This window comes from Actinomyces sp. 432 (assembly GCF_009930875.1).
Taxonomy (GTDB): Bacteria; Actinomycetota; Actinomycetes; order Actinomycetales; family Actinomycetaceae; genus Actinomyces.
In genome coordinates this window covers 276,159-301,902 of record NZ_CP025249.1, presented here as the reverse complement: position 1 = coordinate 301,902, position 25,744 = coordinate 276,159, and the positions used below count along the sequence as shown (strand labels likewise).

The following is a 25,744-nucleotide window of genomic DNA, read 5'->3' as shown; positions in this document are numbered from 1 at the left end:
CCGGTCGGGGCCACTTGTCCCGCCGCACCCGGCCGCAACCAGTATCCAGGCACGCAGTCAGGCAGGTGAACCGAGATGAGCGACGTCGTCGAGCCCGAGCACGAGTGGAAGTCCTTCGCGGGCCATGACTGGATGGTGCGCAGCGCTGACCGGGAGCCCGGGCAGGCCCTGCTGGGACTAAGCCTGGACTACGGCGGCGCCGACGAGCCGCCCGCCGCACTCGACACCCTGGCGCGCCTGTGCGGGGCGCTGCGTGCAGAGTTGCAGCGGCCGGTGGAGGTCGGCATCGGGGAGGTCGCCGTGCCCGAGGCGCACGCCGGCTTCGACGCCGTCAGGCTCACCATCGCCGTGCGGGGACAGCGCGAGGCCGTACTGCGCGCCTGGGCGCACCTCGGTGAGCTGTTCGCAGACCCTCGGCTACTGAGTACAGACGCCCAGCCCGTACCCCGCCCCGGCGTCACCTGGGACCGGGACCTGGCCAGTTATATCGGCACCAATACTCACACGCTCGGCAACCTGCGCGTCCACGGGCTCGACGGCGAGGAGGCCGGGAATGCCGTACGCGCCCTGCTCACCCGCCTGGACCCGCGCCGCGGCGAGGTACGGCACGTATTCGACACCGACGACCCATACCTGGTTGGCGCGGGCTGGACCGCTCAGCCCGCCTACGGGACGGCGCCGGCGCGCCCGCCCCTGTACCTCGACAGGCGGCCCGCCCTGCTGCCCTGCAACGAGGACGGCCGCGTGCTGCTGAGCGCGGTCGGCGAGCCGGGGGCAAACACGCTCGTGGCCATGCACGCCCTGGCGCAGCAAACACTTAAGACCCTGCGGGCCTTCAACGTGTACGACGACCTCGGTCTGAGCGTCGTGGACCTGCGCGATGTCACCTACTGCTGTCTGCACCTAGGCCAGCAGGAACCCACCGCAATGCTGCTGCGCCGCATCATCGAGCAGCTGATCCACAACCCGCTGCCCGTGCCGGACGCCGTCGTCGACGCCGCTCTGGATGAGTTCGGGGCAGATGAGCTGGCTGCGCTCGACCGTCACCTGCACCTGACCGGCCGCAGCGCCGAGCTGCACCCGACCACCGCCGGGGTGCGCCGCGCCTACGATCAATTGTGTGCCTCGGTACACGTTCCCCTGAACGGTGAGACGGAGTCCCTGGCCGACCGCTACGGCTACCTGATCTGGGCCGTTCCCGATGAGCCCGCACGCCTGGAGGTGTCGCTCCCCCGGAACCCGCAGGCAGCGCGCGACATCTCCAGGCCGGAGCGTGTGCTCGTCGGCGAGCACACGCTGACCGCTCTGTGGCATGGACGGCGGCGGGATCACACCGGCACCTGGCTGCTCACGGGCAGCGACTCCGTGCGCTGGGCGGACATGTCCCACCTGCAGCTGACCGGCTACGACACCGAGCACCAGGTAGTCATGCTCATTGACGACCGGATGCGACGCGTGACGCTGCTATGGGATGAGATCGCCGCCCGGCCGGCGCTGCGGGCCGAGATCGAGCGTTTCGGCATCTGGCGGGCCCCGCGCGCCCGCCTAGGCGACTGACGCTCTTCCCCGCTCTCCCCGCTCTCCCCCACCTCCGTCCCCCGCGCCGCCCCGCCACCCCCGCCGAGGTCGGTAGATATAACCGCCGAAGTCGGTAGATATGACGGAGCCGCGCGCTCACGCCCGTACTACCGCGGTGCGGCGCGAGTCCAGCTGCACCTTCACGTCCTGCCCAGCCTGCACCGGCTCAGCGCCGTCGGGACCCAGCACGGCGACGACCGACTCTCCTGCGAGCTCGACCCCGATCACACGCTGCCCGCCGCGCATTCCCACCGCGGTGACGGGCACCCGCACACTCGCCCCGCCCCTCGCACCGATTGCGCCGTCGGCGCCCGCGCCCGCGCCGCCGACGGCGTAGGCGGTCAGTGCGCCGGGCGCCAGCGCCAGTAACTCCCCGGGCCGTCCCTCCAGGAGACCTGACCAGCCCAGGCGTGCGGCGGCGTCGGCGTCGAGCAGCGGCCCGAACCCGAGGAACCGGGCGACTCGCGCGCTGCCGGGGTCGGCCCACAGCCGCTCCGGGGTGTCCACTCGTAGGAGCCGACCGGCCTCCATGACCCCGACCCGGTCGGCGACAGTCATGGCCTCGTCCTGGTCGTGAGTGACATACAGCGCGGTGGTGCCCTGCTCCTTCAGGATGGCGCGCAGGTCGGTGGCGAGTTGCTCGCGCAGGGCGCGGTCGAGGGCGGACAGTGGCTCGTCCAGGAGCAGCAGCCGCGGGCGGGGCGCCAGGGCGCGGGCGAGGACGACGCGCTGCGCCTGCCCGCCGGACAGGGTGGTCACCGCCCGGTCCCCGTAGCCGGGCAGGCCGACGACGTCGAGCACCTCCTCCACCCGGCGCGCCTGCTCTGGGCGCGGCAACCCGGCCAGCCCGTAGGCGATATTGCCGGCGACGTCGCGGAATGGGAACAGCTGCCCATCCTGGAACATCAGCCCGAAGCCGCGCCGGTGCACGGGGACGGGGACGACGTCGTGCCCATCCCAGGTGATGGTGCCGACGGCGATGTCCTCCAGGCCGGCGACGGCGCGCAGCAGCGAGGACTTGCCGGAGCCGGAGGCCCCGAGCAGGGCGAGGATCTGGCCGCGCGGGACGTCGAGGGAGACGGTGTCGACGGCGGTCAGGGGCGCCGCTCCGCGCCCGGCCGGGTAGACGACGCTCAGGTCGCGTACGCTCAGGCCCGAGTCGGCGGGCGCGGGAACCGCAGGGGCAGCGGTCATGCGGGTTCTCCTGGGTTGTGGACGGGCGTCATTTGTGTCGGTCTCGGTGCGTTACTTGTGCCGGTCTCAGTGTGTTACTTGTGCCGGTCTCGGCGAGGGAGCGGGTGGGGCGGCGGGCGGAGGCCTGGAGGCGCTCACAGGCGAGCATGAGGGCGGCGGCGCCGACCGCCAGCACCACCCCGGCGGCCAGGCCCATGCCCTGGTTCTGCGCGCCCGGGGAGCCGACCAGCCGGTAGACGACCACCGGCAGCGTCGGCCCCTGCGGGCGGGCGAGGAACGACGTCGCCCCGAACTCCCCCACGCTGGTGGCAAGGGCGAAGCCGGCGGCCAGGCCACCGGCGCGCAGCAGGTGCGGCCCGTCCACGCTGGCCAGTACTCGGCCCGGGCCGGCGCCGAGCGTGGCCGCGACCTCCCGCTGGCGCGGGTCGATCGCCCGCACGCCCGGCAGCAGCGTGCGCACCACCAGCGGCACGGCGACCACCGCCTGCGCCAGCGGCAGGATCCACCAACTGCGAGTCAGCCCGGTCGGGGCCAGAGTGATCAGGAAGCCGAAGCCCACCGTCACCGCGGACACCCCCAGCGGCAGCATGAACACGGCGTCGAACAGGGCGATGCCGCGAGCCAGCAGGCGGCGCCGCGGATTGCGGGAGAGCACCAGGCACACGGCCACCCCCACTGTCAGGGCGATCGCCGTGGCGGCCGCGGCCACCCGCAGGGAGTTGCCGGCCGCCTCCCAGACCGAGACGAGCAGGGCGTTGTCGCCGCCGGTGGTGGACAGGTCGGCGTAGTTGGCGAGCGTCCAGTGCCCGGCGCGTCGCAGCGAGCGGATCACCAGCACCGCCATGGGCGCCACCAGGAGACCGCAAATGGTCAGGGCGGTGACTCCCAGGGCCGGGGCGTCGGCGACGCGCAGCGGCGTCGCGGGCACGTCCGTGCGCAGCGCCAGGTGGGCCTGGCGGGCACGGCGGGCCCGCTCCCCCACCCACAGGGCGGCGGCGATCACCACCAGCTGCACCACCGACAGCACGGCGGCGGCCCGCAGGTCCAGGTAGCGGGCGGTGAGCAGGTAGATCTCCGTCTCGATGGTGCCCGCGCCGGTGCCGCCCAGCACCAGCACCACCCCGTAGGCGGTGGCGCACAGCAGGAAGACGGTGGCGGCGGCGGAGGCGATGGCGGGCAGCAGGCTCGGCAGGGTGACGGTGCGCCACGCCCGCCACGGGGAGGCACCCAGGGTGCGGGCCGCCTCCACGGCGCGCGGGTCGAGCCGGCACCACATGGTGCCGATGTTGCGCACCACATAGCCGTAGTTGAAGAACACCAGGGCGGCGATCACGGCGGTGCGGGTGCCGTCCAGATTCAGCCCGCCCAGGGGCCCGCCGGTGGTCACCAGGGCGTGGAAGGCGGTGCCGACGACGACGCTGGGCAGCACGAAGGGCACCGTGACCACGCCCCGCAGCAGGCCCTGGCCGGGGAAGCGGCGCCGGTAGAGCACGAGCGCCCCGGGGATGCCGAGGGCCACGCAGATGGCGGTGGCGGCGGTGGCCTGAATGAGGGTCTGGCCGATGACCCGCCAGGTGCGCGGACGGGCCAGCACCTCGCCGAAGCCACCCAGGTCCAGGGCGCCGTCGGGGGCCAGGCCGCGGGCCAGCAGCGTCAGCACCGGCCAGGCGAAGAACACGCCGAGGAAGGCCAGCGGGACGGCGACGGCGAGGGCCCAGCCGATCCGCTCCCCCGCCGTCGCCCGTGCCCCCGCCGAGACCGGCACTTGTAACACGCCGAAACCGGCACTCGTTACACGCCCAGACCGGCACTTGTTACGCGCCGTCGTCACCGGCCGGCCTCCATTCCCACCGTCACTGGCCAACGGCCTGGGCCCAGGTGGTCAGCCATTCCTGCTGGTGGGCGGCGATGTCGTCGGGGTCGACGACGATCGGATCCTCCGCGGTGGCACCGAAGTTTGCGAGGTCGTCCGCGAGGGCGGCGTCGGGGTCGACGGGGTACATGTACATGGCGTCGGGGATGGCCTCCTGCACGTCGCGCGACAGCATCCAGGCCACGAAGGCGGCGGCGCCGTCGGGGTTGGCGGCCCCGGCCAGCACGCCCGCGTACTCGACCTGTCGGGTGGCGGTGCGCGACATTGCGGCGGTGGTGGCGATGCCGTCGTCGTTGAGGGTGGCGGCGGGCGAGGAGGAGTAGGAGACGACGATCGGGTAGGCGCCGTCCCCGCCGCCGGCGGTGAAGTCGGTGTAGTAGGCGTCCGACCAGCCCTCGTCGATCTTGGTGCCGTTGGCGACCAGGTCCTTCCAGTACTGGGCGAAGCCGTCCTCGCCGAAATGGCCGATGGTGGCCAGCAGGAAGGCCATGCCAGTGGAGGAGGTGGTGGGGTTGATGGCGACGAACATGTCCTTGTAGGCGGGGTCGGTCAGGTCCTCGAAGATGGCGGGCACCTCCAGGCCGTGGTCGGAGAGCCAGAAGGTGTCGACGTTGACGCACACCTCCCCGAAGTCGATGGGCACGAGCGCGGGGGTGTCATCGACGATGTAGGGCGCCAGGTAGTCCGCGGCGCCGTCGGGCAGGTTCAGGGCGACGTCGGTGTCGATGACGCCCTCGGCGAGGATGCGGGAGGCCATGGTGTTGTTGATGCCGAAGACGGCGTCGCCGAGCGGGGCGTCCTTGGTGAGGATCAGCTTGTTGGCGACCTCGCCGCCGTCGCCGGAGCGGGCGATCTCCAGGGTGTAGCCGGTGTCGGCCTCGAAGGCGGCGATAAGCTCATCGGGCAGGTCGAAGGAGTCATAGGTGACGACGGTGACGGTACCGTCCGAGGCCGTGGAGCTCGTGCCGGAGCCGCCTGTCCCGGAGCCGCAGGCCGCGAGCGCCAGGCCGACGGCGGCGGTGGCGCCTCCGGTGAGCAGCGCGCGGCGGCTGGGGCGGATGGCGGCAAGCCGGTGGGCGCTGCGCGTCGATGCGGCAAGCGCGACGCCGTTGGACGGGGCGGTTAGAGGTGACACGGCGGCGCGGACGGCGGCCTTCCTGGTGCTCATAATGTTCCTCCTGGATGGTGGTCCGGAGGGCCCGGGCGCAGTCGGTGCGCCCGGGGAGATCTCGACTTCCTTCGCCGGTGCGAACCGGAGCAGGTTCGAGGGTCTGCGGCTGCCCGCACTCTCAGCGCCGTGGCCGCGGGCGGGGCGGCCCCGCCGACGACGGGGCGCTCCCCTGTCGTTGTGGGGCCAGCTTAGCGCGGCGGCCAGCTGCGTTGCGCAGGGCGCCGCGGCCCAATGCTCCGGGCCGGAGCCGACGGGGGCACGGAACAGCGCCTGCGAGGCCGCTGCAAAAACCCGGGCAAAACCCGAGGTGGGGTGAGTCCACGCATATGGTCCCTATACCGTGTGACAGGATCGGGGCGGGGCGGTGAGCGGCCCGCCTACCGTCGCCGCCATCAGGTGTCCAGTCATCAAGCAGATTTCAGGGGGTAGTCATCATGAAGAACAGTCTCGGTTGGACAGCCGCATCCGCTCTTTCGCTCCTGGCCTCGAGCGCTATCGCCGAGAGGGCCGTGGCCGCGGGGTGGAAGGCTGTCACCGGCAAGCCGGCGCCGCAGGACGAGGATCAGGTACTCAGCTACCGACTCGGAGAGGTTGTTGCCTTCGCCCTGGTATCCGGCGCGATCATGACGCTGACCCGGCAGCTGACGCTGCGGCAGGCCGCCAAGATCCACGCCCGCCGCAGCGGAGTCGTGCCGGGTGTGGGCGAAGCGACCGCGCTGGAGGCCTGAGGGCGGGCAGTGACACCCATCGCCGCCCCTGCGGTTGCGTCACTTCACCATTGACTACGGCAGCAACGCCGTCAGTGACTGCGGCGCAGCGGGGTGACGGTGGCGTCGCCCGGGTCGGCCGGCGCCGTCGTCGGGCTGGAGCCGTCGCGCGTGCCGTCCCAGTCAGGGATGAAGGGGGCCGGCAGCGGCGCGAACCAGTTGTTGAAGTGATCGGGCGCGTCGGCGGGCGGGACCAGGCCCATGGCGATCAGCGCGTGAGCGGGCTGGTCCGGGCCGGACAGGGCGTCCACCCAGGCCTCCCAACGGTCCTCGTCGATGCCGGCACCACGCGAGTCGGCGATGACACCGCCGAGGTTGAAGATGTCATGGAGCACGATGGCGTCGGCCATGGTGCGTACCAGCGGCTCAGCGCTCGCAGGGCCGGCGTCGGTCAGGCGCAGGGTCATGTCCCGGGCGGTGCCGCGCAGCTGGAAGACGAACTCGTAGTCGTAGCGGGTCAGCCACAGCTGCGGCAGGGTGGAGCCGATGTGGGTCTCGTCGAGCTGGCCCAGGTGGGCGCCGCGGGGAAGTGAGGCCAAGCCTTCGAGGTCCTCGGCTACGGACATGTCGAACAGGAAGGTCCCCAGGGCGAAGCAGCGGGCGGCGTCCTCCCCGAGTGTGCGTGCAAGCCGCTGGGAGTAGACCTCGGACAGGACGGTAGGGATGTCGTCCCAGTCGGGGACGGGGAGGTCGGCCGCGGCCTGGGCGGCCAGGTCCTCCGCGTCGAGACCTTCGAAGGGGTCGTAGGCATCGTCAGGGATGTCGTACCCAGGGACGCCGAAGGCGGTGCCGAATCCGCCCGGGCCGTCGGAGCCGGGGCCGAAGCTGCCCGGGCCGTCGGAGCCGGTGCCGAATCCGCCCGGGCCGTCGAAGCCGGGGCCGAAGCTGCCCGGGCCGTCGAAGCCGGGGCCGAAGCTGCCTGGACCGATTGGCATCGCGCCGCCCGGGCCAGCCGACGTGGCGCCGCCCCGAAGGGCGGCGCGGAGGTCGTCCAGGGCGGCCACGTGGATGGGCGGCTCCCATTCGAGGGCCTCCCACACGCCCGCCTGCTTGTCGCCGCGCACCTGGGTGCGGCCGGCCTCGTAGTTGCGCCAGGTCTGCTCGGAGACGCCGGCGCGTGCAGCCATCTCCAGCACGCTCAGGCCGAGTTCCTGGCGGCGGGCCCGCATCGCCTGGGCGATGTCGGGATCGTCGGGCTCGTGGTGGTCGTCGGTCTTCCGGTGTGTGCTCATGATGGTTCCCCAGGGTCCATTGCGATCATGCTTTTCAGTGGCAACGCCACCAACGGCGAGGAGCCTGCGGCGCTCCCGAATGCGCGCTGGCAGGCGCTCGCACGCTCCCAGCTCTGCGCTGACGGGAATCCCCAGACGGTGGTGATCAGCCTGCGCACTCGCAGCGTATAGGGAGCGCCCGCGTGTTGCCAGTGATCGACGAGACTCATCTTAGGTGCCCGCGAAAGTGGTTCGGTGCCTCATCTAGAACTGCCCGCGAGAGTCGCGGATCGTGGTGGGCATGGGGAGTGGGTTGTCAATGCAGGCCAGGGCGGAGATCACTAGGAAGTACGCAGGGGCGTATGCCAAGGCGTCCAAGAAGGACAAGGGGAGGATGCTGGACGAGGTGTGCGCGGTGACCGGTTGGAGCCGGGATAACGCCAGGCGGCGCCTGCGGGCGGTGGCCAAGCGCCCTCCAGGAGCTGGCAGGCCCGAGCCCAGGACCAGGGCGCGCAAGTACTCCTACGACGCGTTGAAGGTCTTACAGCGCGTGTGGGCGGCCAGCGGCGGACAGTGCGGCAAATACCTGAAGGTATCAATGCCGCTGCTGCTGGACCTGCTGGAGGGGCGCGGGCGAGCTCGCGGAAGGCACTGACCGCTATAGCCAGGACGTGCGGCGTGAGTTGGAGTCGATGAGCGCGACAGGCCATCGACCGCTATCTCGCACCGGCCAGGGCCAAGGACCAACTGCGCGGCAAGAGCACCACGAAGGCCGGCCCGCTGCTGCGCAACACCCGTCAGGATCCGCAAGGCCGGCGGGCGAGGCCCGTGCAGTCCCCTGGGTTCTTCGAGGTCGATACCGTTGCCCACTGTGGCCCGGCGCTCAAGGGCGAGTTCGCCCGGACCCTGAACATGACCGACATGCTCACCGGCCGGGGCCTTCACCCGATCCATGCGTAACAACGCCGAGAAGCACATCAGGGCAGTCCTGGACCAGGCTGTGGACGATATCCCCTTCCCTATCACGGGCATGGACTTCGCAGGCGGCAGCGAGTTCACCCAGCCACGGGGTGGCCGGGTGGGCGGCGGACCTGGACATCTACTCCCGCCCGAGGCCGGCCGTACACGAAGAACGACCAGGCCACCACCCGAGTCCAAGAACAACCACCTGGTACGCCGCCACGCCTTCTACTACCGCTATGACACCGACGCCGAGCGGGAGGTTCTGAACCGGTTGTGGGTGCTGGTGGACGCGCAGGCCAACTACCTGACCCCTACCAAGAAGCCCATCGGATGGGGGACCGACAAGGAGGGCAAGCGCAAGCGCCTGTACGACGCTCCCCGTACCCCGCTGGACCGGCTGCTGGACACCGACGTGCTCACCGACAAGCAGAAGCAGGAGCTGATCGCCTACCGCAACCAGCTAAACCCTGCCGCCATCACCCGCCGCATCAGCGAACTCCAGGACGTGCTCATAGCTCTGGCCAAGGACAAGACCGACCAGCTCTACCTAGCCCAGTTCCCCAGCGTCCTACCCGACGTCCACAAGGGCATCCGCATCAAGAAAGCCTCCTAGACCCTCCCAGTTTCGCGGGCAATCCCAAATGAGGCACCAACAAGTTTTCGCGGGCACCTTGACATGAGGCACTCCGGTGATACCAGCGCGCAGGCGGCGTATCGCCGCCAGACACGAGAAGGCCGCCCCACACCCGGGTGATACCGACGCGCAGGCAGCGTATCGGCTTCGGCGGGGCGAGAAATTCGCCTGTGTCCAAACGCCGCTGGAGCTGCGTTGGGGGCCGGGCTCCGGGCGGGTGCCCACGGTCGTGTTCCCCAGACGGCACTGGGGCTACACTGCACGCAACAACCCCTCCCTCACAACCCGCATTCCTAGACTTTTTCCTGCGATTCCGCCGATCTCTTCAAAACAGCAGAATCCGGTCCTGAGCCTCCAGCGTGCAGCGGACCCCTCGTTGCACGCTGGAGGCCCCTCAACCATCCCGCAACAAAGTCCAAACCGCAGAATCAAGCCGATCCCGGTCGCGCGCCCGAACCGCATGCGTGCAAACTCACTCGACCGGCCCCGCACCATGACCCGCCCCAGCTTCCAGCTACCTCGCGCCGCAACTCATCCCGGCCCCCGCCGACCCCATGCACCCCTCCCACCGCCTACAACGCAATGCCCCTCGCCACGAGCACCGGCAACAGCCCCGCAAACCACACAGCCGAACCGATTCCCGACTCTTTCATGTTCGGGGCGCAGTGGCTGAAGCGTCTACTACGCCGGTTGGGCGTTAACAACGCTACTTAACGGCCTGCTGTATACCTCGGAGCCCTTCAGCAGGCCGTTAACAGGCGTTGTTAACCCCGAAGTAGCGTTGCAGGCGTCCCTGCTTCCGGGCGCGGGAATGTCGGCGTCAGAATCGGACACGGGGGATGCCGACCTCCAAACGCGAACCACCCATGACACCCGTCATGTCGGCCAGCGCCAGACAGGTCAGTGAGGCCCGACGCCCGCACCTGTTCTGCCCCAATCCCTTCCCACCCGCATCCCAACCGCCACGTTCATGGGGCTGCAGGCACTCACCTCGGTCCCGCATGCGCCGACAGCCACAGCCCGTTACGCCATCCACCACAGTGGACACAGTCATTGGTCAGAACAGGTGGTCATAATCGTGTCAACCACACCCAATCGGCGTTATCCCAGCACTCATCCATGGATCACCTTCAGGTTCAGAGCGGACAGAGTGAATCCCAGGACCTGGGTTCTGCTAGGCGAGGCCACCTCAAAATGTGAGCACCTGGCCGGATCGGCCATGCCCCCTCGTTCGCAGAGGGACTCAACCGGATCAGCCTGGAGCGTGGCACGTACGGCACAACCAGCATCGAAGGCAACACTCTGACCGAAGCCGAAGTACGCGACATCGTCGAAGGGCGAGCCAGAACTCCACCGTCGCGTGCGTATCAACGCCAGGAGATCGAGAACCTAGTGTCTTTGTTCAACGACATCATTCAAGAGTGCCTGCCCGACAACGCCCCGCCGCTGTCAGCCACACGATTAAAGGATCAACACGCTCGCCTGATGGTAGGTCAGCCGGAGAACGAAGACGTTGTTCCCGGTGCGTTCCGTACGCACGATGTGCTGGTCGGACGCTACCGCGGCGCGCCACCGGAAGACTGCGAGTATCTAGTCGACTGTCTATGCGAATGGCTGAACAACGAGCTGTCCCAGTTGAGCGACGCCCCCGCCCTGCGGACGCCCATGGCCTTCATACTCGCCACGCTGGCCCACCTGCATCTGACTTGGATTCACCCCTTCGGCGACGGGAACGGACGCATGTCCCGCCTGCTGGAGTTTGAGCTACTCATACGTGCTGGAGTTTCAGTACCCGCCGCCCATCTCTTGTCCGACCACTACAACAAAACCCGCGACATGTACTACTCCATCTTGGAGCAGACCAGCGTACGCCCCGATTACCCGGCAGAGGACTTTATCCACTACGCAGCACAGGGCCTTGTGGATGGTCTGCGCGAGCAGATCGTGCAAGTGCAGGAGATGCAGTTATCCATCATGTGGCAGTCCTACGTCCACGAGCGGTTCCATGGTCAGCACACTCAGGCGCGAACCAGGATGAGAGACCTCGTGCTGGCCCTGCCCGCCGGCCTTTGGACCCCAGTCGATGACGTAACAATCCTTAACCGGGGTCTAGCCGAGGCGTATCGGAGCAAGACTTCGAAGACCGTGACGCGCGACATCAACGGCCTGGTCAAGATGGGGCTGGTCGAGAAACAGCGTGGCCGCGGCGTGCGTCCCCGCGTCGAAGTCATGTCCGCATTCCTTCATCCGCGACGCGACCCATCAGGGGAGCCAATGAGCTGATCCATTCAGTGACAGCGCTTCCGACGCGCCGTCAGCAGCGCTTGTCATTTCGACGCGTCCTCTCGACGCGTTCACCACGCAAGCGCTTTGACGGGCGCTTGCGCGACGCGGCACGGCGGAGCCCTCCGAGCCGCGCTTTCACAGCACTCTCACCCATCCCCATGAGTGCAAGTCTTCTCTCCTGCGCGCGCAGCCACACCAGCTCATCGCTACGGCGCATCGCTCGACGCGCACGAATCACAGTGACTGGATGCTTGGCCGCATCGACGCCACGCATGATCACCACTGACCAGGCGAGCATAAGCAGCACGAATACAGCCAGTCCGGCAGGAATACTTGCCGGACTAGAAGCCACTACCCCATACACCATAAAACACATGACCGTCACTACTGCACAGAAAACTCCCGCTAATCCAGATACGATCACAAGAAAAATGCTCTGAGCTCGACCCCAGCTCCAGGCGTAGGCGACAAAATATGCACAAAAGGCGTCAAGCAAAGCCAGCACAGAAAACAGCCCAAGAAACCGCATCGGGGAGTACGACACGAACGCCCCCGCTAGTAGCGGAACAATAAGCAGCATCAACCCGAAAGCAATCCATCGACCAACGTGCGCCGCCTTGCCGCGCGCCTGCACCACCTCACGCGCTTCCAGGTCTGACGCAACCTTGCGCCGAATCAATCGGTAAGCCCGCTCATACTCCCACCGTATTGCCCTACGTCGGCGCTCAACGTCTTTCAACATATATTTAACAGCGTATCCATATAACCAAATCGGAGTAATAACCGACGCCGCCACGACAACCCAAATAGGCCACATCGATAGCAATGCCACCCCGAGCGGCCGTTCAGGATGCACCTCCAGTCCCGGAGTCCACACCAGGCAGACATAGAAAATGGGCAGCCATACACAACAGTACATAACCAGCCAGAACACCAACGCCCTACCAGGGTCGCGCCACACATGATTCATAATCGTCTCCCGTCGATAGCGTCGCCCGACGGACGCACGTGACTGGAAGCCGAATACCGCAATTATTACGCACTCAACGCCAAATAATCCCGATACCAGCGTCATTCCCGCCGGCACAGATAGATCCATCCCGAAGGGGCACTGGTTAAGTCCCTCCAGGCCCACGTCCGGAGTGGCCGCCAGGCACTGTCTGCCGATCCTCCGAATCTCCATCAGCTCCGCGAACATCACCTCAAGAGAAGACTCGGGCAGGTCCTTCGCCAACAACCATATGGTCCACCCCAAGAGGCCCAGCATGCCAGGCACCGTCATCATGGCAAGATCGCCACCGTGTTCCCAAGTTAGATTTCGGCTATAAAGCCGATCCCTCTTACTTCTCCTCTTCTCCCTTAAAGTCTTATCTCGGCCCACATTGTCTGGGGTTATCACCGAGTCATATTCCGCTGCGAATGCGCCCTTCAACCGCCTCAGAAAGCGCCGCATGCGGTCGACTTGTTCTGTCTTAGCGTCATTCTCGACACGATTCATTGGCTCGTTCTTCTGCGGCTCAGGTTCCTGGTCGGTTTCCTTCTTATCGCTCCCGTCATCCAGGGACACCCCGCCCTGCGACAGCGTCTCGCCGCCACGTACATCATCGCGCTCGCTCATGATCGCCTCGGTTCTCGCCGGCTGGTCAGGGTCTTGGGAGGGGCCGGCGGCTCCCACCCACGATCACACTGCCACGGGGGTCCGACACGAACTACAGGCCTACGGAGATGAGGCCGGTTACTGACCACCTGAGGCGGCCCGGCGCGCACATTCGACGCTCGTACCCCACCACCTAGACCTTCTGCCACCTGTGTGGCCGGCCGGCAACCCTCTGCTCACGGGACCAACCAAGGTAAGGGGATTGCGTTGCCGCCTCACTCCCCTACCTCTTTCGCAAGACATGGTGCCCCGGTACGACCGCGGCGCCCGTCTGCCTGCCCCGCTCAGCCGCTAGCTGCCTGCTCGTTGACGTGCGGCTCCAGGGCGCGCATCTGGTCCTCGATGGCGCGGGCGAGCAGCGGCTCGTCCAGGCGCAGCCCGAGTTCGACGTTCTGTTCCTCCGCGCTGCGGGACACATTCGCGCTCGTGACGACCACGATCTGGTGATCCACCACCAAGAACTTGGCGTGATTGCGCGGTCGCTTCCCGTCCTCACCGGCCCGCGTACGCATCACAATGGCACCCCTGAGCTCACGCGCGACCTGCGCGGTGGTGGGCGCCCAGGGTGTCCGGGTCGTCGAAGGCATCGGTGGAGATCGTCTCGGGCAGGCCGCGGTCCGGAACGATCGAGTTGCCGAACTCCAGCTCCCAGATGACGGTGAGTTCCTCACCCATGCGGTCCTCGGCCAACGATTGCAGTGAGACCAGGTGCTCCAGGCCGGTGCGAGAATCGTCGGCGGGGCTGTGGGGCAGGCCCTGCTCGCGCACGTCGGTGACGGCCCAGGTGGCGCCCCGCACCTGCACGCCCTGCCCGGGTTCGGGCAGGGCCGGAGCAGCATCAGTGCCGGAATCCTGGCCGGACCTTGCGGTCGCGCCCGTGGACTGGGGTGAGGTCTGCGTAGTCATCGGTGTCTGTTCATGCCGAGGTGTCCAGATATGAACGGGGCCACTGCAGCCTCGGCCACCACCACCTGCGTGCATACGAGCACCACCCAATGAGGCCGAGCCCGTTCCGAGATCCGCCACGGGTGCATCCAGGCGGGAACCCACCTCACCCTTGCGAAACAACTCGCTCTTCGGTTACTACTTGCCGATCTGGAAAGTACTTGCTACTGTCGCCCCATGAGAACCAAATCGAATCTCATATCCGACCACGCCGCGAGCGTCGGCCCGCACACACCGGGCACCCCCGGCAGCGCGGGCGCCGCCCACGTCCCGTTGACCCCGCCCCTTCACTCATCCCGCGCCTCCCGCCACCATCCTGTGGTACTGGCCGGCCTGGCCATTGCCACCCTCGCGCTGCTGGCCACCATCGCCACAGGCCTCGTCCACGGCTCCGCGGACATGATCAGCGTCGGCGTCATAGGACTCCACGTCACGATCTCCTGTGCGGTGACCCCCTGGGTCATCACCCGCGCAGTCACGCCCACTCCCGCCACAAAGGAGACCTCCTGTGCCTGACCACGACCTCCACCCCGCCGACCCTCAGCAGACAGGCCTGGGGTCCTCGGACTCTCACTTTCACCCCTCGGGCCCCCATCCCGCAGAGTTCCAGAGCGTGAGTCCCCAGCAGGCGCGCGATCTACTACGCCAGGCCGACCACCTGGGCACCGCTGCCGCCTCGGGGGCCGGGACCCCCTACGCCTTCTTCCTCATCGGCCTTGGCGCGCTCTGCTCCATGCTGGCCGTCGCCATCTACCTGGTCAGCCTCACCGACGAGAGGCTGATTCTGCTCCCCTTGACCGTCTTCCTGATCTGGCTCGGCGCGCTCATCGCCGCCATGGTCATGACCGCCCGCGCCGCCAGCCTGGGTTTCACCCGCCGCTGGCGCGTCTCCATATTCTCGTGGGTCGCCGTCTGGGGAGTGACAGCATTCGGCAGCACCGTCTTTTGGGTCGGTGAACTATGGTTCACCATCATTGCGGTCCTGGCGCTAATCGCCGTGACCGTGTGGGGCGCATTGCGGGAGGTCCGATGACAGGCCCTGCCACAGACCCCGCAGCCTCTGCCTCCGGGGACACGCCCCAGCACCCGCGCCACCAGCTTGTTGACGCGCTGATGCACCCCGTGCGCTTCTCCCTGGTAGCCGCCCTGGCCAATGTGGAGCAGGCCGACTTCCCCACGCTGCGCGACACCCTCCAAGTCAGCGACTCGGTACTGAGCCGCCAGGCCTCTCAACTGGAGGAGCTGGGAATCGTCGCCATTCGCAAGGGATACGTGGGCAAGCGGCCCCGCACCTGGATGTCCCTGACCCAGGAGGGCCGCTCACGCTGGCAGACCCACCTCGCCGCGCTCCAGGCGATCGCCGGGCCATGACCCGCTCCCCAACCAGCCCACACCTCAACGCGGCGATTATCAACCGGGGCGTGGACACCGGCGACACCGCCTACATCTGGCGTGCCGGCGGCCTCATGGCCGCCGGCCGTGTCGCTCAAGGCATCTGCGCTTGCCACCTGCCCAGCCGCACGCTTAAGACGCCTTCACGACTCCCGCAATACCAGACTTTTCACTGAAATTCCGCCATTTCGCCCCAGGCTGCCGAATCCGCCGCGGAGTCTCCCATGTGCGCCGACGTCCCCGCCGCACGCAGAAGGCCTCACAGGGCCATACACCGCCTGCTCAAAACCGCAAAATAAAGCCATTTCCGCCAACACACTCATTTCTTAAGCGTGCGCCACACCTGCTGTGCCCCGCCGAACCAGCGCCCGTCCTCCCCGGCCATGTTCGCCCCAGCACCCTCGCTGGACGCCTTCCCGCGTCCCGTCCATTGAGTGAACGCCCACTCCTGTCACAGAATGCACCACTTTCGGATCGCGGCGCCATCAGGATCACGCCGAAGCCGCAGGATTCCGCGATCGCCGTTAGCACGAGCAGCGGTCACGACGCTGAAAGTGGTGCATCCAATGACACCCCGCCGCCACGCCGACAGCCTCCGCCCACACCCGAGCCGCCACCAGCCCCGCCCCAGCCACCTCACCCGCGCCCCGGCGCGCCTTTCACCCACATCCCACTCGCATCCCAGCCGCGCCTTGATGACGCCTGCACCCCGGCGGCCGCGCACTTGCGTAGGCTGACGCCATGAGTTGGCTGATGGGCATCCGCGTCGTGTGCACCATCATCGTCGCAGTCACGACGGTGATCGGCGTCTTCGTATTCGGCCGCGCCTGTTGCACCATCGCCAACCGCATGGGCGTGGGCCGGCCCGTCCCCCGCGAGCGCCTGCGCCCGGTGGGCCGTCGCCTGGCGCGCATGCTCGGCGAGGTCCTCGGCCACACCGCCTTCAAGGGTCGCCCCTGGATCCGGGCCGCGCACTGGCTGGTGATGGCCAGCTTCCCGCTGCTGTTCCTGACCCTGGTCACCGGCTACGGCCAAGTGCTGGCCGGGCCGCACTGGGAGCTGCCGTGGCTGGGCCACCAGGCCTGGTGGGCGTGGGTGGTTGAGCTCATCGCCTGGCTGAGCCTGGCGGGCATCGTCCACCTGATCATGGTGCGCCGCCGCCTTACCCGCCGCCGCGCCGCCGCACCCCCCTTCAACGCCGACTCCGCCGGCGGCACCCGCACCCGCACCTCCCGCTTCGCCGGCTCCAGCCAGGGGCAGGCACACTTCGTGGAGGCGGTCGTGGCCGGCGTGGTGATCTGCGTGTTGGTGCTGCGAATGCTGGAGCACGCCCAGCTCGCACTGTCCGCCGACCCGGCCGACGCCGCCCTGGCCCACTGGACCCACTTCCCACTGACCGCCTGGACCGGCCCGCTGTTGGCGCCGCTGGGCGCGAACACCCTGGCGGCCGCTATCACGGTGGTGGCGACCATCAAGGTCGTCATCTCCATGAGCTGGTTCGTGGTGGTGGGCCGACAGCCGTCGATGGGCGTGGCCTGGCACCGCTTCCTGGCCTTCGTGAACCTCTACGCGCGCCGCAACACCGACGGCACCAAGGCACTCGGCCCCGCCAAGCCGCTGCTGCTGCCGGACGGCCGGCCGCTGACCGCTGACACCCTGGACGACCTCGACGCCGCCATGGAGGCCGCCGAGGAGGCCGGCACCGAGGTCAAGCTGGGTGTGGAGCGCATCGAGGACTTCACCTGGAAGGGCCTGCTGGACTTCTCCACCTGCACCGAGTGCGGCCGCTGCCAGGACCTGTGCCCGGCGTGGAACACCGGCAAGCCCCTGTCCCCCAAGCTGTTCACCCTGGCCCTGCGCGACCATCACGCCGCCGCCGCCCCGTACCTGCGGGCGGCCAGCGCGCTCGGGGTCGAGCCCGACGATGTCACCGATGAGATGCTGGCTCAGCGCCGCGGTTCCCGCGGCCCGCTCGGGCGGCTGACCGGCATGACCGACGGCCTGGAGGACGACGACGATCTGGGCCTGGCCGCGGGCACCGCCCACACCGGTGACGTACTGGGCGCCCTCCTGGCCGCCAAGGCCGCCCCCACTGAGACGGGCGTGGCCACGCGTCCGGCACCCCTGGCCGACGAGGTGATCCCGGCCGACGTGCTGTGGTCCTGCACCACCTGCGGGGCGTGCGTGGACCAGTGCCCGGTGGACATTGAGCACCTGGACCACATCATCGACCTGCGCCGGCAGCAGGTGCTCATGGCCTCCGCCTTCCCCAAGGAGCTGGGGCAGATGTTCCGCAAGCTGGAGTCCAAGGGCAACCCCTGGGGGCTGGCGGCGCGCAAGCGCATGGACTGGGCCAAGGGCCTGGACTTCGACGTGCCGGTAATCGGTGAGGACATCGAGTCGGCCGAAGAGGTCGACTACCTGTTCTGGGTGGGCTGCGCGGGCGCCTACGAGGACCGGGCGAAGAAGACGACGCGGGCGGTCGCCGAGCTGCTGCACACCGCGGGGGTGTCCTTCGCGGTCCTGGGCGACGGCGAGGCCTGCACCGGCGACCCGGCCCGCCGCGCCGGCAACGAGATCCTGTTCCAGACGCTGGCGGCGCAGAACGTCGAGGCGCTCAATGAGGTCGGCGCGCAGAAGATCGTGGTGACCTGCGCCCACTGCTTCAACACGCTGGCCCGCGAGTATCCGCAGGTGGGAGGGCACTACGAGGTGGTGCACTACACGCAGCTGCTCAGTCGGCTGGTGCGCGAGGGCCGGCTGCGCCCCGTTCCTCCGCAGGCGGGGTCGACGGCGCAGCCCGCCTCAGGGGCTGGGGCCAGCGGCGCTCCGAGGGAGGGCGTCGAAGGCGTGGCGGGGCTGGCGGGAGCGGCCCGAGGCACGAGGGCCGCGGATGGTAGCCGAGACGCCCTCCCGCGGGACGCCGCCCCATCCCCTACTGCCCCGACCGTCACCTACCACGACGCCTGCTACCTGGGCCGCCACAACCGCATCTACTCCCCGCCGCGTGAACTGCTGGAGGCGACCGGCGCCACCACCGTGGAGATGCCGCGCAGCCGGGACCGCGGTTTCTGCTGTGGCGGGGGCGGGGCACGCGCCTTCATGGAGGAGTCGATCGGCACGCGCATCGCGGTGGAGCGCTCGCGGGAGGCCATTGGCACCGGCGCGCAGGTGGTCGCCACGGCCTGCCCGTTCTGCACCACGATGCTCTCCGACGGCGTCGCCTCCGAGGGCGCCGACGTGCGCGTCACGGACGTGGCCACCCTCATGCTGGAAGCCGTCCACCGCGGCCAGCAGCCGACCCCCGTGTGAGGACCCGCCGGCCGGGGATGCGGCGACAGCACCGTCCACTCCTCCGGCCCGACGACGCCCTCTCGCACCCGAACACGGCCACAACACCGCAACCGTCGGCCCGAACCACCACAGCCACGAACACGAAGAACTCGTTTACTACGCCAGTTCAACGTCTGCTACGCCCTTTAGGCGTTTGCTGAAGGCCTCAGAACCCTTCAGCAAACCCCTAACTGGCGTTCCCAACACCGAAGTGGCGTAGTAGAGAGCGCCCCGGCGTCGGCGGGGTCCTCCGGCCAGCCTGTTCCCGGCCGGACGGGTGAGTCGAGAAGGGCTCCGGTCAGCGGGCACGGGTCGGGCACGGCTCACCTCCGGTAGGGGTCGATGTGCAGGCGCATGCCGCGCGGGTCACGCACCAGCCCAGCCGTCTGAAGCAGGTCGCCGACCACCCGGTCGAGTGCGGAGATGCCGTTGAGCGTCTCCACCACGCGTTTGCCCGGGCGGGCAGTGTCTCGCAACGCGGCGCGGGTCTCGGCGGCGACGACGGCGTTCAGCGCCCGTTCCAGCTCCGCCGTCTCGGTGGTGTAGCAGGTCAGGGCGCGCAGCCGCTCGGCCGCATGCAGCACCGGCCGCCCACCGATCAGGACGACGCGCGTGCCCTGCCGCGCCGCCGGGCGCGGCAACTCGCCGGCATCTGGGGCGCCTGCGACATCCCTGGCCCGTGCCGCCAACTCTGGCGGCAGTACCGGCTCGGGCCAGGGGACGACGCCGCCCACGAGGCACACGGGCTCCTTCAGGTCCAAGACCACCGGCGGCTCGGGGCGGTCGGCGGGTGGGGGTGCCGACTCCCGTCCGGTCGTGGGCTCGTTCGACGCAGCAGCGGCGGACGCAACGAGGTGGTCGGCCACCTCGGAGCGCCCGTTGCCGACAGCACCCGTATCCCGCACGGCCAGGGCGCGCAGCCGGTCGACGGTCTCTCGGTCGGCGAACTGACTCGGCCCGAGCCCTTCGACAAATGCTCCGCGCGCCACCACGCCGGCATCCTCCATGCGGCGCAGCACCGGCAGCAGCGGGCCGATGCCTCCCGGCACTCCGGCGGCGAGCGCCACGTCCCGGCCGACGACGCCGTAGCGGTCGAGCAGGGATTCGACGTCGGCGACGGCCTGCTCCTCGGCCGTGGCCTGCGGTGGGGAGAGTCGGCGCCAGGAGGCGGTCGCGAGCGCTGCGGCGAGTGCCGGGTCGTGGGAGGTCGTGGTGCTGCCGAAGGTGGGAGCGCCGCCGTTCGAAGCCGACTGTCGCCGGGGACTCGATTCCGGCGGCGCCGGTGCTGCGGGCGGGGTCGACGATGTCGATGCTATGGGCGGAGTCGACGGCGGCGCTGTTGGCTGCGTCGATTGCGGCGAGCCCGCGGCTCCCGCAGGGCGAGCGCGGCCGGTGTAGTAGCCGGTGCGGTATCCGCCGTAGCGGCGGGCGCGACGACTGCGCACCCGCCGGGGCGGGGCGGCGGTCGGCCGCGGCTGGAGGAGCGCACGCACCGGCGCGAAGGACTCGGTCGTGAGCCGCCCGGCGAGCACCAGTCCCCACTGCTCCTGCGCCGCTAGTTCGTCCCTGCCCACGGGATCACCGACCATGGGGGCCAGCGGGGAGTCGGAGGGGAAGAAGGCGATCTCGCCCAGCGCGGCACCACCCCGGCCCGGGGCCGGCAGGTCGCGGGGTGCCGCCGGGGGAATGGTCGTCGCCGGTGGCCTCGGGGCGGCCCCGGCGGAGGGCGTCGCAGAGTCCGCCGCCCCGGCATCCGCTTCGGCCCGCCGTCCGGCCCCGGCTCCGTCCGGTGTCCGGCAGACCCAGACCACCTCCCCGGAGCCGATGAGCTCATCCAGCATGGCGGGACGGTAGTCGGCGACCCGGGTTGGGAAGACCACCGCCTCCCACAGTCCGGCCGACAGCCATATGCCCTCCAGGGCGACGATGGCCTCCGCGAGCGCCTCCACGCCGTGTCCGGGCGCGACGCCGACGCCGATTTCACCGCTGCCGACGGCGGTACCGGGCGCTGCCGGCGACCCCGCCGCCACTGGTACGGCGCCCGCCTCCTCCGCACGCGCAGTAATGCCGGCGCGCTCCAGCACGAGCCGCTGCAGGGCCGCGGCCGGCACCGGCTGCACGGCGGCGCGGGCCTTGGCCAGTGAACGGTTGCGCACCCTGGTGAACACGCCGGGCGCCATCCAGCGGGCCTGATCGCCGCCGCCCAGGCGCATGAGGGCGCCCTCGTCGACCAGTGCCTGCAGTACCTCAATGGCCACAGCCGGACCCAGCCCGAAGGCCTCCGCCGTAGCCTCAACAGTCACCGCGGCGTGGGTGCGGGCGTAGCGCAGCACCAGGTCGGCCAGTGGTGTGCGGGGCACGGTGGCGGGGCTCGGCGAAATGTCGGCCGCATCCGGCCCGCCCAGGGCTGCGCAGGCATCAGCGCGCGCTCCCGCAGCGAGGGATGCATCCGCATCGCCGTCGCGTTGTGCCCAGTCGGGCACCGCGACGCCGAGGGCACTGCGCAGCATCGCCGCGTCCTCCGCGCGGGCCCAGCACTCGCGCCCACCCACGCGCACGGGGAAGGCGCGCCGCGCCCGTTCCAGTTCCGCGAGCCCGGCGCGCACGCCGGCGTCATCGTCGCCCTGGCAGCGTGCCACGAGCTCGCCGACCGAAAGCGGGCCCAGCTCGCGCAGCAGGTCGGCCAGCCCCTCGGCGTCGGCCCGCGCCCGCCGCCCGGGCGCCAGGCGCTGCAGCTCGGAGTCGACCCGCGCCATGACCTCCTGATCCAGCAGGTCGGCGATGCCACCGTCCCCCACGAGCTCGGCGACGACGTCGGGGTCCAGGGAGAGCAGCTGGGCGCGACGCTCGGCGTGTGGCAGGTCCTCCTGGTACAGGAAGGCGCCGGTGTAGCCGAACAGCAGCGGGCCGGCGAAGGGCGACGGCGTTTGCGTCACCGCCTCCACCAGCGTGGCCGTGCCCGCGGCGAGGCGCTCCATGAGGCCACGCAACGCGGGCAGGTCCCAGACGTCCTGGAGGCATTCGCGCGCCGCCTCCACCGACACGGGGAAGCCGGGGAACTGGCGGGAGGCCTCCAACAGTTGGCCGGCCTTCATGCGTTGCAGCCACAGCGGGGCGCGACGGCCGGGGTGGGAGGCCGGCATGAGCAGGGCGCGGGCGGCACATTCGCGGAAGCGGGCGGCGAATACCGCCGTATGGTCGACGCGGCTGCGCACCAGCTGCTCGATCTGCGCGGCGTCGAAGGTGAACAGCTCCGCGCCCGGCGGGCGGTCGGTGGGCGGGGTCTGCAGCACCATGCCGTCGTCGGCGGTGACGATCTGCGGGTCGACCCCCAGCATGCGGCGGGCCCGCTCCTTGACGGCCATGGCCCAGGGCTCATGCACGCGACGCCCGAAGGGGCTGTGCAGGATCAGTCGCCAGCTGCCGTTCTCGTCGCGGCAGCTCTCCAGCACCAGGGTGGTGTCGGAGGGGACGACGCCGGTCGCCGCCCGCTGCTCGCGCAGCAGGGCCACCAGATTCGCCTGGGCGCTCGCATCCAGGCCGGCGCGCGCCAATCGCTGCGTCAGGGCCGGTTCCGGCGGGTCGGCGAGGCCGCCGTCGCCGAGGACCGCGGCGGCCTGACGCAGGAAGGCGCCCTTTGCGGCACCGGTGGCCGCCGGGCGGCCCGCCCCCTCGCCGTGCCAGAACGGCAGGCGGGCGCTGCGGCCGGGGGCCGGGTCGACGATTACGCGGTCGGGCTCGATCTGGCGGATGCGCCAGGAGGCGGTGCCCAGGGTGATCACGTCCCCCACGCTGGACTCGTTGACCATCTCCTCGTCCAGTTCCCCCACGCGGCGGCGGCCGGCGGCGGCGTCACCCTCCGGCAGCATCACCGGATACAGGCCGCGGTCGGGGATGGTGCCGGAGGCGGCGACGGCGAGCCGCTGCGCGCCGGGCCGGGCGGTGAGCGCCCCGGTGGCGCGGTCCCAAACGATCCGCGGGACCAGGTCGGCGAGGCCGGCCGAGGCGTAGCCGCCGGCGAGCAGGTTCAGGACCGCGTCGAATGCGCTGCGCGGCAGGGTCGCGTAGGGAGCGGCGCGGGTGACGGTGGCGTACCAGTCGTCGGCTTTGCGGTCCTCGACGGCGACGGCGGCCACGGTCTGCTGGGCGAGCACGTCCAGGGCGTTGGGCACCAGGGCGGTGTGCTCGATGCTGCCGGCGCGCATTCCCTCGGCGACGACGGTGGCGTCCACGAGCTGAGTGCGTTGGATGGGGTAGATAATCCCGCGGGGCCTGCCGCCGACGCGGTGCTCGGCCCGGCCCACGCGCTGCAATCCGGCGGCGACCGACGGCGGGGGCGCCACCTGGAGGACCAGGTCGATGGCACCCATGTCGATGCCGAGTTCCAGGGAGGCGGTCGCCACCACGCAGCGCAGCCGGCCGGACTTGAGTTCCTCCTCCACCTCGCGGCGCTGCTCCTTGGAGACGGAGCCGTGGTGCGCCTTGGCGATCACGGGCGCCCCCGCGGGCAGGGGCTGGGTGTGCTGGGAGGCCCCCATCTCCCAGGACTCGTGGTGGCGGACCGGCTCACCCATGGCGGGCAGGTTGGAGTCCATCAGGACCGCGGCGTCGCCCAGGTAGCCGGGTTCGCCCATGGCGTGCGAGTCGGCGAGGTCGGCTGCGACGTCCGGGGCTTGCGGGGCGGCTACGGCGGCGGTGACGGCGTCCTCCGCGACGGCCGGAGCTTCGGCGGCCGGTGAGCCTGGGGCGGTGGCCTGGTCTCCTACCGCCAGGGCGGATGCGGCGCCGCGCTCCGCCAGGTAGGCGGCGTAGTCCTCGTTCAGGTGGGCGGTGAGGCGTTCGCAGGCGCCCCGGGAGTTGACGAATACGAGCGTGGTGCGGTGAGCGAGGATCTGCTCCAGCAGCGCGTGCTCGATATGCGGCCAGATGGAGGCCGTCATGCGGGCCGGGGCGCCCGCACCGGTGTCGCGTTTACCGACGGATGCCGCATCCGCATCAAGTCCTTCGGTAGTGGCCTGCCCGGCAGTCGGCGCACCGGCGGAGACGTCGGCGGCGAGCGCGTTCAGGCCTCCGAAGGCCCGGCCGGTCATGGCGGCCCGCAGCGCCCTGTCGCTGCGCCAGACCTGCCTTCCGCTTCTGCCGCCGGTGCCGGAACCCGCAGGCGTACCGGCAAGACGGCCACCGGCGCCTATCCCCTCCCCCGCCGTCCCGCCGCGGTGGGGCGTGCCCCGCAGTGCCCGCTCGCGGCGGTCCCAGGTGGCCGGCACACGCGCCATATCCGCCACGGGCACGGCGACGGTCACGTCGGGGGTGGCGTGGACGTCGTCGTCGGCGATGAGGGTCACCGGGTGGATGCCGCCCAGGAAGCGGGCGATCTCCGCGCGCGGGCGCACCGTCGCGGACAGGCCGATGCGTTGGGCGGGGCGGGGCAGGAGCTCGTCGAGGCGCTCCAGCGATAGGGCCAGGTGGGTGCCGCGCTTCTGGCCGGCGAAGGAGTGGATCTCGTCGACGATGACGGTCTCGACGCTGCGCAGCGTCTCGCGCACGGCGCTGGTGAGCATCAGGTACAGCGACTCGGGAGTGGTGATGAGGATGTCCGGCGGGCGGGTGCGCAGGCGGCGGCGCTCGGCCGGGGTGGTGTCGCCTGTGCGCATGCCCACCGTGATGGGGGCGACGGGCTCGGCCAGGTCTTCGGCGGCCGCGGTGATGCCGGCCAGGGGGCGGCGCAGGTTGCGCTCCACGTCGGCGCCGAGGGCCTTCAGCGGGGAGATGTACAGGACCCGCACGCCGCGCCCGCGCGGCTGCCGCGTGCGACGGCGCTCGGCTGGTACGGCGCCGTCCGGGGCGGCGTCGGCCGGGGCGGCGTCGGCCGGGGTAGCGCCGGCCGGGGTAGCGCCAGCCGGGGCGGGCTCATCGCCCTGGACCACCTGCGCCGCGGACCGGGAGAGGCGGTCAATGGCCGACAGGAAGGCCGCCAGGGTCTTACCGGAGCCGGTGGGGGCGATGACCAGGACGTTCTCGCCGCGGCCAATGGCCGCCCAGGCGCGCCGCTGGACCGGCGTCGGCCCGGCCGGGAAGGCGGCGTCAAACCAGGCGCGCGTGGCGGGAGCGAACTCATCTGGCAGCGTCGGCAACATCGAAGCCAGGATAGGCGCGACCACCGACATTAACCGGTCCCGTTTCGGCTCGCACCCCGCAGCCGTCTCGGACGGCGGTGGCGGACAGCTCTGGGTCGAGCGGAGCGGCGCCCCACGAACCATTCGCCCGTCAGCGGTCCTCAGGCCCTGCCGACTCCTCGGTCAGGCGGTCCAGAATCTCCGGCACCCGCTGCGTCACCGCAGCCCAGAACAGGTCGTCATTCATGGATCGGTAACCCGTGTTGCCCGCAATGTTCCGCGTCGTGCTAATCGCCAGCCGCTCCTCGCGAGTGACGGCCGTTAGATACGGCACGAACTCGGGGCGCTCGAACAGTGCCGCCAGCCGAATGATCACCATTGATGCGACGTCATAGGCGTCCGAGCCGCCATGGAACGAGTCTCGCGAGGTGCCGGAAACCATGTGCGTTCCAGCATTTCGTCGGATACGGGGCGCCTGCCCGACTCCATCTGGGCCAGACTCGGCTGCCGCAGGCCAGCGCGTTCGGCCAACTGAGTCTGCGTCAACCCCACGTCACGTCGTGCGGCACGGATGAGCTCGGGCGCCGCATTGGTATCGAAGCGCCTCATGCACCAAGCATCGAG

General features: G+C 69.9%; 21 protein-coding genes. 11 read left to right on the top strand and 10 right to left on the bottom strand.

Annotated features, from left to right (window positions below):
* Window positions 1-75 precede the first annotated feature (75 nt).
* Window positions 76-1,557 carry a hypothetical protein gene (locus CWT12_RS01240; RefSeq protein WP_161923380.1) on the top strand — a complete coding sequence of 494 codons (1,482 nt, stop codon included), beginning with the start codon at window positions 76-78 and terminating at the stop codon, window positions 1,555-1,557.
* A 117-nt stretch (window positions 1,558-1,674) separates the two neighbouring features.
* Here the strand turns inward: CWT12_RS01240 and CWT12_RS01235 are convergent, their stop codons facing one another.
* The 3 genes from CWT12_RS01235 to CWT12_RS01225 all read right to left on the bottom strand — a co-directional run bounded on the left by CWT12_RS01235 (window position 1,675) and on the right by CWT12_RS01225 (window position 5,813).
* Complete coding sequence (locus CWT12_RS01235) at window positions 1,675-2,772, bottom strand: ABC transporter ATP-binding protein (RefSeq protein WP_161923379.1); 1,098 nt, start codon at window positions 2,770-2,772, stop codon at window positions 1,675-1,677.
* Window positions 2,773-2,800: 28 nt separating this feature from the next.
* Window positions 2,801-4,546: an ABC transporter permease gene (locus CWT12_RS01230; protein WP_237564237.1), complete on the bottom strand. Its 1,746-nt coding sequence runs from the start codon at window positions 4,544-4,546 to the stop codon at window positions 2,801-2,803.
* A 79-nt stretch (window positions 4,547-4,625) separates the two neighbouring features.
* The gene (locus tag CWT12_RS01225) at window positions 4,626-5,813 is read right to left on the bottom strand and encodes a thiamine ABC transporter substrate-binding protein (protein WP_161923377.1); all 1,188 of its coding nucleotides are present in this window, start codon (window positions 5,811-5,813) and stop codon (window positions 4,626-4,628) included.
* A 437-nt stretch (window positions 5,814-6,250) separates the two neighbouring features.
* Between CWT12_RS01225 and CWT12_RS01220 the strand changes: the two genes are divergently transcribed.
* Window positions 6,251-6,544 carry a DUF4235 domain-containing protein gene (locus CWT12_RS01220; protein ID WP_161923376.1) on the top strand — a complete coding sequence of 98 codons (294 nt, stop codon included), beginning with the start codon at window positions 6,251-6,253 and terminating at the stop codon, window positions 6,542-6,544.
* A gap of 71 nt (window positions 6,545-6,615) precedes the next feature.
* Here CWT12_RS01220 and CWT12_RS01215 read toward each other — a convergent pair whose 3' ends face one another.
* Window positions 6,616-7,815, bottom strand: coding sequence for a helix-turn-helix domain-containing protein (locus CWT12_RS01215; protein WP_161923375.1), 1,200 nt, complete (start codon window positions 7,813-7,815; stop codon window positions 6,616-6,618).
* A 27-nt stretch (window positions 7,816-7,842) separates the two neighbouring features.
* Between CWT12_RS01215 and CWT12_RS01210 the strand changes: the two genes are divergently transcribed.
* The 4 genes from CWT12_RS01210 to CWT12_RS01200 all read left to right on the top strand — a co-directional run bounded on the left by CWT12_RS01210 (window position 7,843) and on the right by CWT12_RS01200 (window position 11,674).
* Window positions 7,843-7,986, top strand: a complete 144-nt coding sequence (locus CWT12_RS01210) for a hypothetical protein (RefSeq protein WP_161923374.1) — start codon at window positions 7,843-7,845, stop codon at window positions 7,984-7,986.
* A 127-nt stretch (window positions 7,987-8,113) separates the two neighbouring features.
* Window positions 8,114-8,449 (top strand): hypothetical protein, encoded by a 336-nt coding sequence (locus CWT12_RS13320; RefSeq protein ID WP_202616239.1) that lies wholly within the window; start codon window positions 8,114-8,116, stop codon window positions 8,447-8,449.
* Window positions 8,450-8,746: 297 nt separating this feature from the next.
* Window positions 8,747-9,370, top strand: a complete 624-nt coding sequence (locus CWT12_RS13315; protein WP_202616238.1) for a hypothetical protein — start codon at window positions 8,747-8,749, stop codon at window positions 9,368-9,370.
* A 1,413-nt stretch (window positions 9,371-10,783) separates the two neighbouring features.
* A complete protein-coding gene (locus CWT12_RS01200; protein WP_161923373.1) occupies window positions 10,784-11,674 on the top strand; it encodes a Fic family protein in 891 nt (296 codons plus the stop codon).
* A 31-nt stretch (window positions 11,675-11,705) separates the two neighbouring features.
* On the opposite strand, the gene CWT12_RS01195 is transcribed toward CWT12_RS01200, so the two are convergent.
* The 3 genes from CWT12_RS01195 to CWT12_RS01185 all read right to left on the bottom strand — a co-directional run bounded on the left by CWT12_RS01195 (window position 11,706) and on the right by CWT12_RS01185 (window position 14,240).
* A complete protein-coding gene (locus CWT12_RS01195; protein ID WP_161923372.1) occupies window positions 11,706-13,295 on the bottom strand; it encodes a hypothetical protein in 1,590 nt (529 codons plus the stop codon).
* A gap of 323 nt (window positions 13,296-13,618) precedes the next feature.
* On the bottom strand, window positions 13,619-13,846 hold the full coding sequence (locus tag CWT12_RS01190) for a phospholipase D-like domain-containing protein (protein WP_237564236.1): 228 nt from the start codon (window positions 13,844-13,846) through the stop codon (window positions 13,619-13,621).
* 19 nt (window positions 13,847-13,865) lie between these two features.
* Window positions 13,866-14,240 carry a hypothetical protein gene (locus tag CWT12_RS01185; RefSeq protein ID WP_202616237.1) on the bottom strand — a complete coding sequence of 125 codons (375 nt, stop codon included), beginning with the start codon at window positions 14,238-14,240 and terminating at the stop codon, window positions 13,866-13,868.
* A gap of 216 nt (window positions 14,241-14,456) precedes the next feature.
* Here CWT12_RS01185 and CWT12_RS01180 point away from each other — a divergent pair, with 216 nt between their 5' ends.
* The 5 genes from CWT12_RS01180 (at window position 14,457) to CWT12_RS01160 (ending at window position 18,983) form a co-directional block, all read left to right on the top strand.
* Window positions 14,457-14,795: a hypothetical protein gene (locus tag CWT12_RS01180; protein WP_161923370.1), complete on the top strand. Its 339-nt coding sequence runs from the start codon at window positions 14,457-14,459 to the stop codon at window positions 14,793-14,795.
* Window positions 14,796-14,892: 97 nt separating this feature from the next.
* Window positions 14,893-15,312, top strand: coding sequence for a hypothetical protein (locus CWT12_RS01175; RefSeq protein WP_161923369.1), 420 nt, complete (start codon window positions 14,893-14,895; stop codon window positions 15,310-15,312).
* On the top strand, window positions 15,309-15,650 hold the full coding sequence (locus CWT12_RS01170; protein WP_161923368.1) for a winged helix-turn-helix domain-containing protein: 342 nt from the start codon (window positions 15,309-15,311) through the stop codon (window positions 15,648-15,650). Before CWT12_RS01175 ends, CWT12_RS01170 begins: the two co-directional genes overlap by 4 nt.
* The gene (locus tag CWT12_RS13310) at window positions 15,647-15,847 is read left to right on the top strand and encodes a hypothetical protein (protein WP_202616236.1); all 201 of its coding nucleotides are present in this window, start codon (window positions 15,647-15,649) and stop codon (window positions 15,845-15,847) included. The genes CWT12_RS01170 and CWT12_RS13310 overlap by 4 nt, the downstream gene beginning before the upstream one ends.
* Window positions 15,848-16,412: 565 nt before the next feature.
* Window positions 16,413-18,983 carry a (Fe-S)-binding protein gene (locus CWT12_RS01160; protein WP_161923367.1) on the top strand — a complete coding sequence of 857 codons (2,571 nt, stop codon included), beginning with the start codon at window positions 16,413-16,415 and terminating at the stop codon, window positions 18,981-18,983.
* 344 nt (window positions 18,984-19,327) lie between these two features.
* Here CWT12_RS01160 and CWT12_RS01155 read toward each other — a convergent pair whose 3' ends face one another.
* The 3 genes from CWT12_RS01155 to CWT12_RS01145 form a co-directional block, all read right to left on the bottom strand.
* On the bottom strand, window positions 19,328-25,141 hold the full coding sequence (locus CWT12_RS01155; protein ID WP_161923366.1) for a DEAD/DEAH box helicase: 5,814 nt from the start codon (window positions 25,139-25,141) through the stop codon (window positions 19,328-19,330).
* A 130-nt stretch (window positions 25,142-25,271) separates the two neighbouring features.
* Window positions 25,272-25,562 carry an antitoxin gene (locus tag CWT12_RS01150; RefSeq protein ID WP_237564436.1) on the bottom strand — a complete coding sequence of 97 codons (291 nt, stop codon included), beginning with the start codon at window positions 25,560-25,562 and terminating at the stop codon, window positions 25,272-25,274.
* Window positions 25,493-25,729, bottom strand: a complete 237-nt coding sequence (locus CWT12_RS01145) for a helix-turn-helix domain-containing protein (RefSeq protein ID WP_161923364.1) — start codon at window positions 25,727-25,729, stop codon at window positions 25,493-25,495. Before CWT12_RS01145 ends, CWT12_RS01150 begins: the two co-directional genes overlap by 70 nt.
* Between the last annotated feature and the right edge of the window lie 15 nt (window positions 25,730-25,744).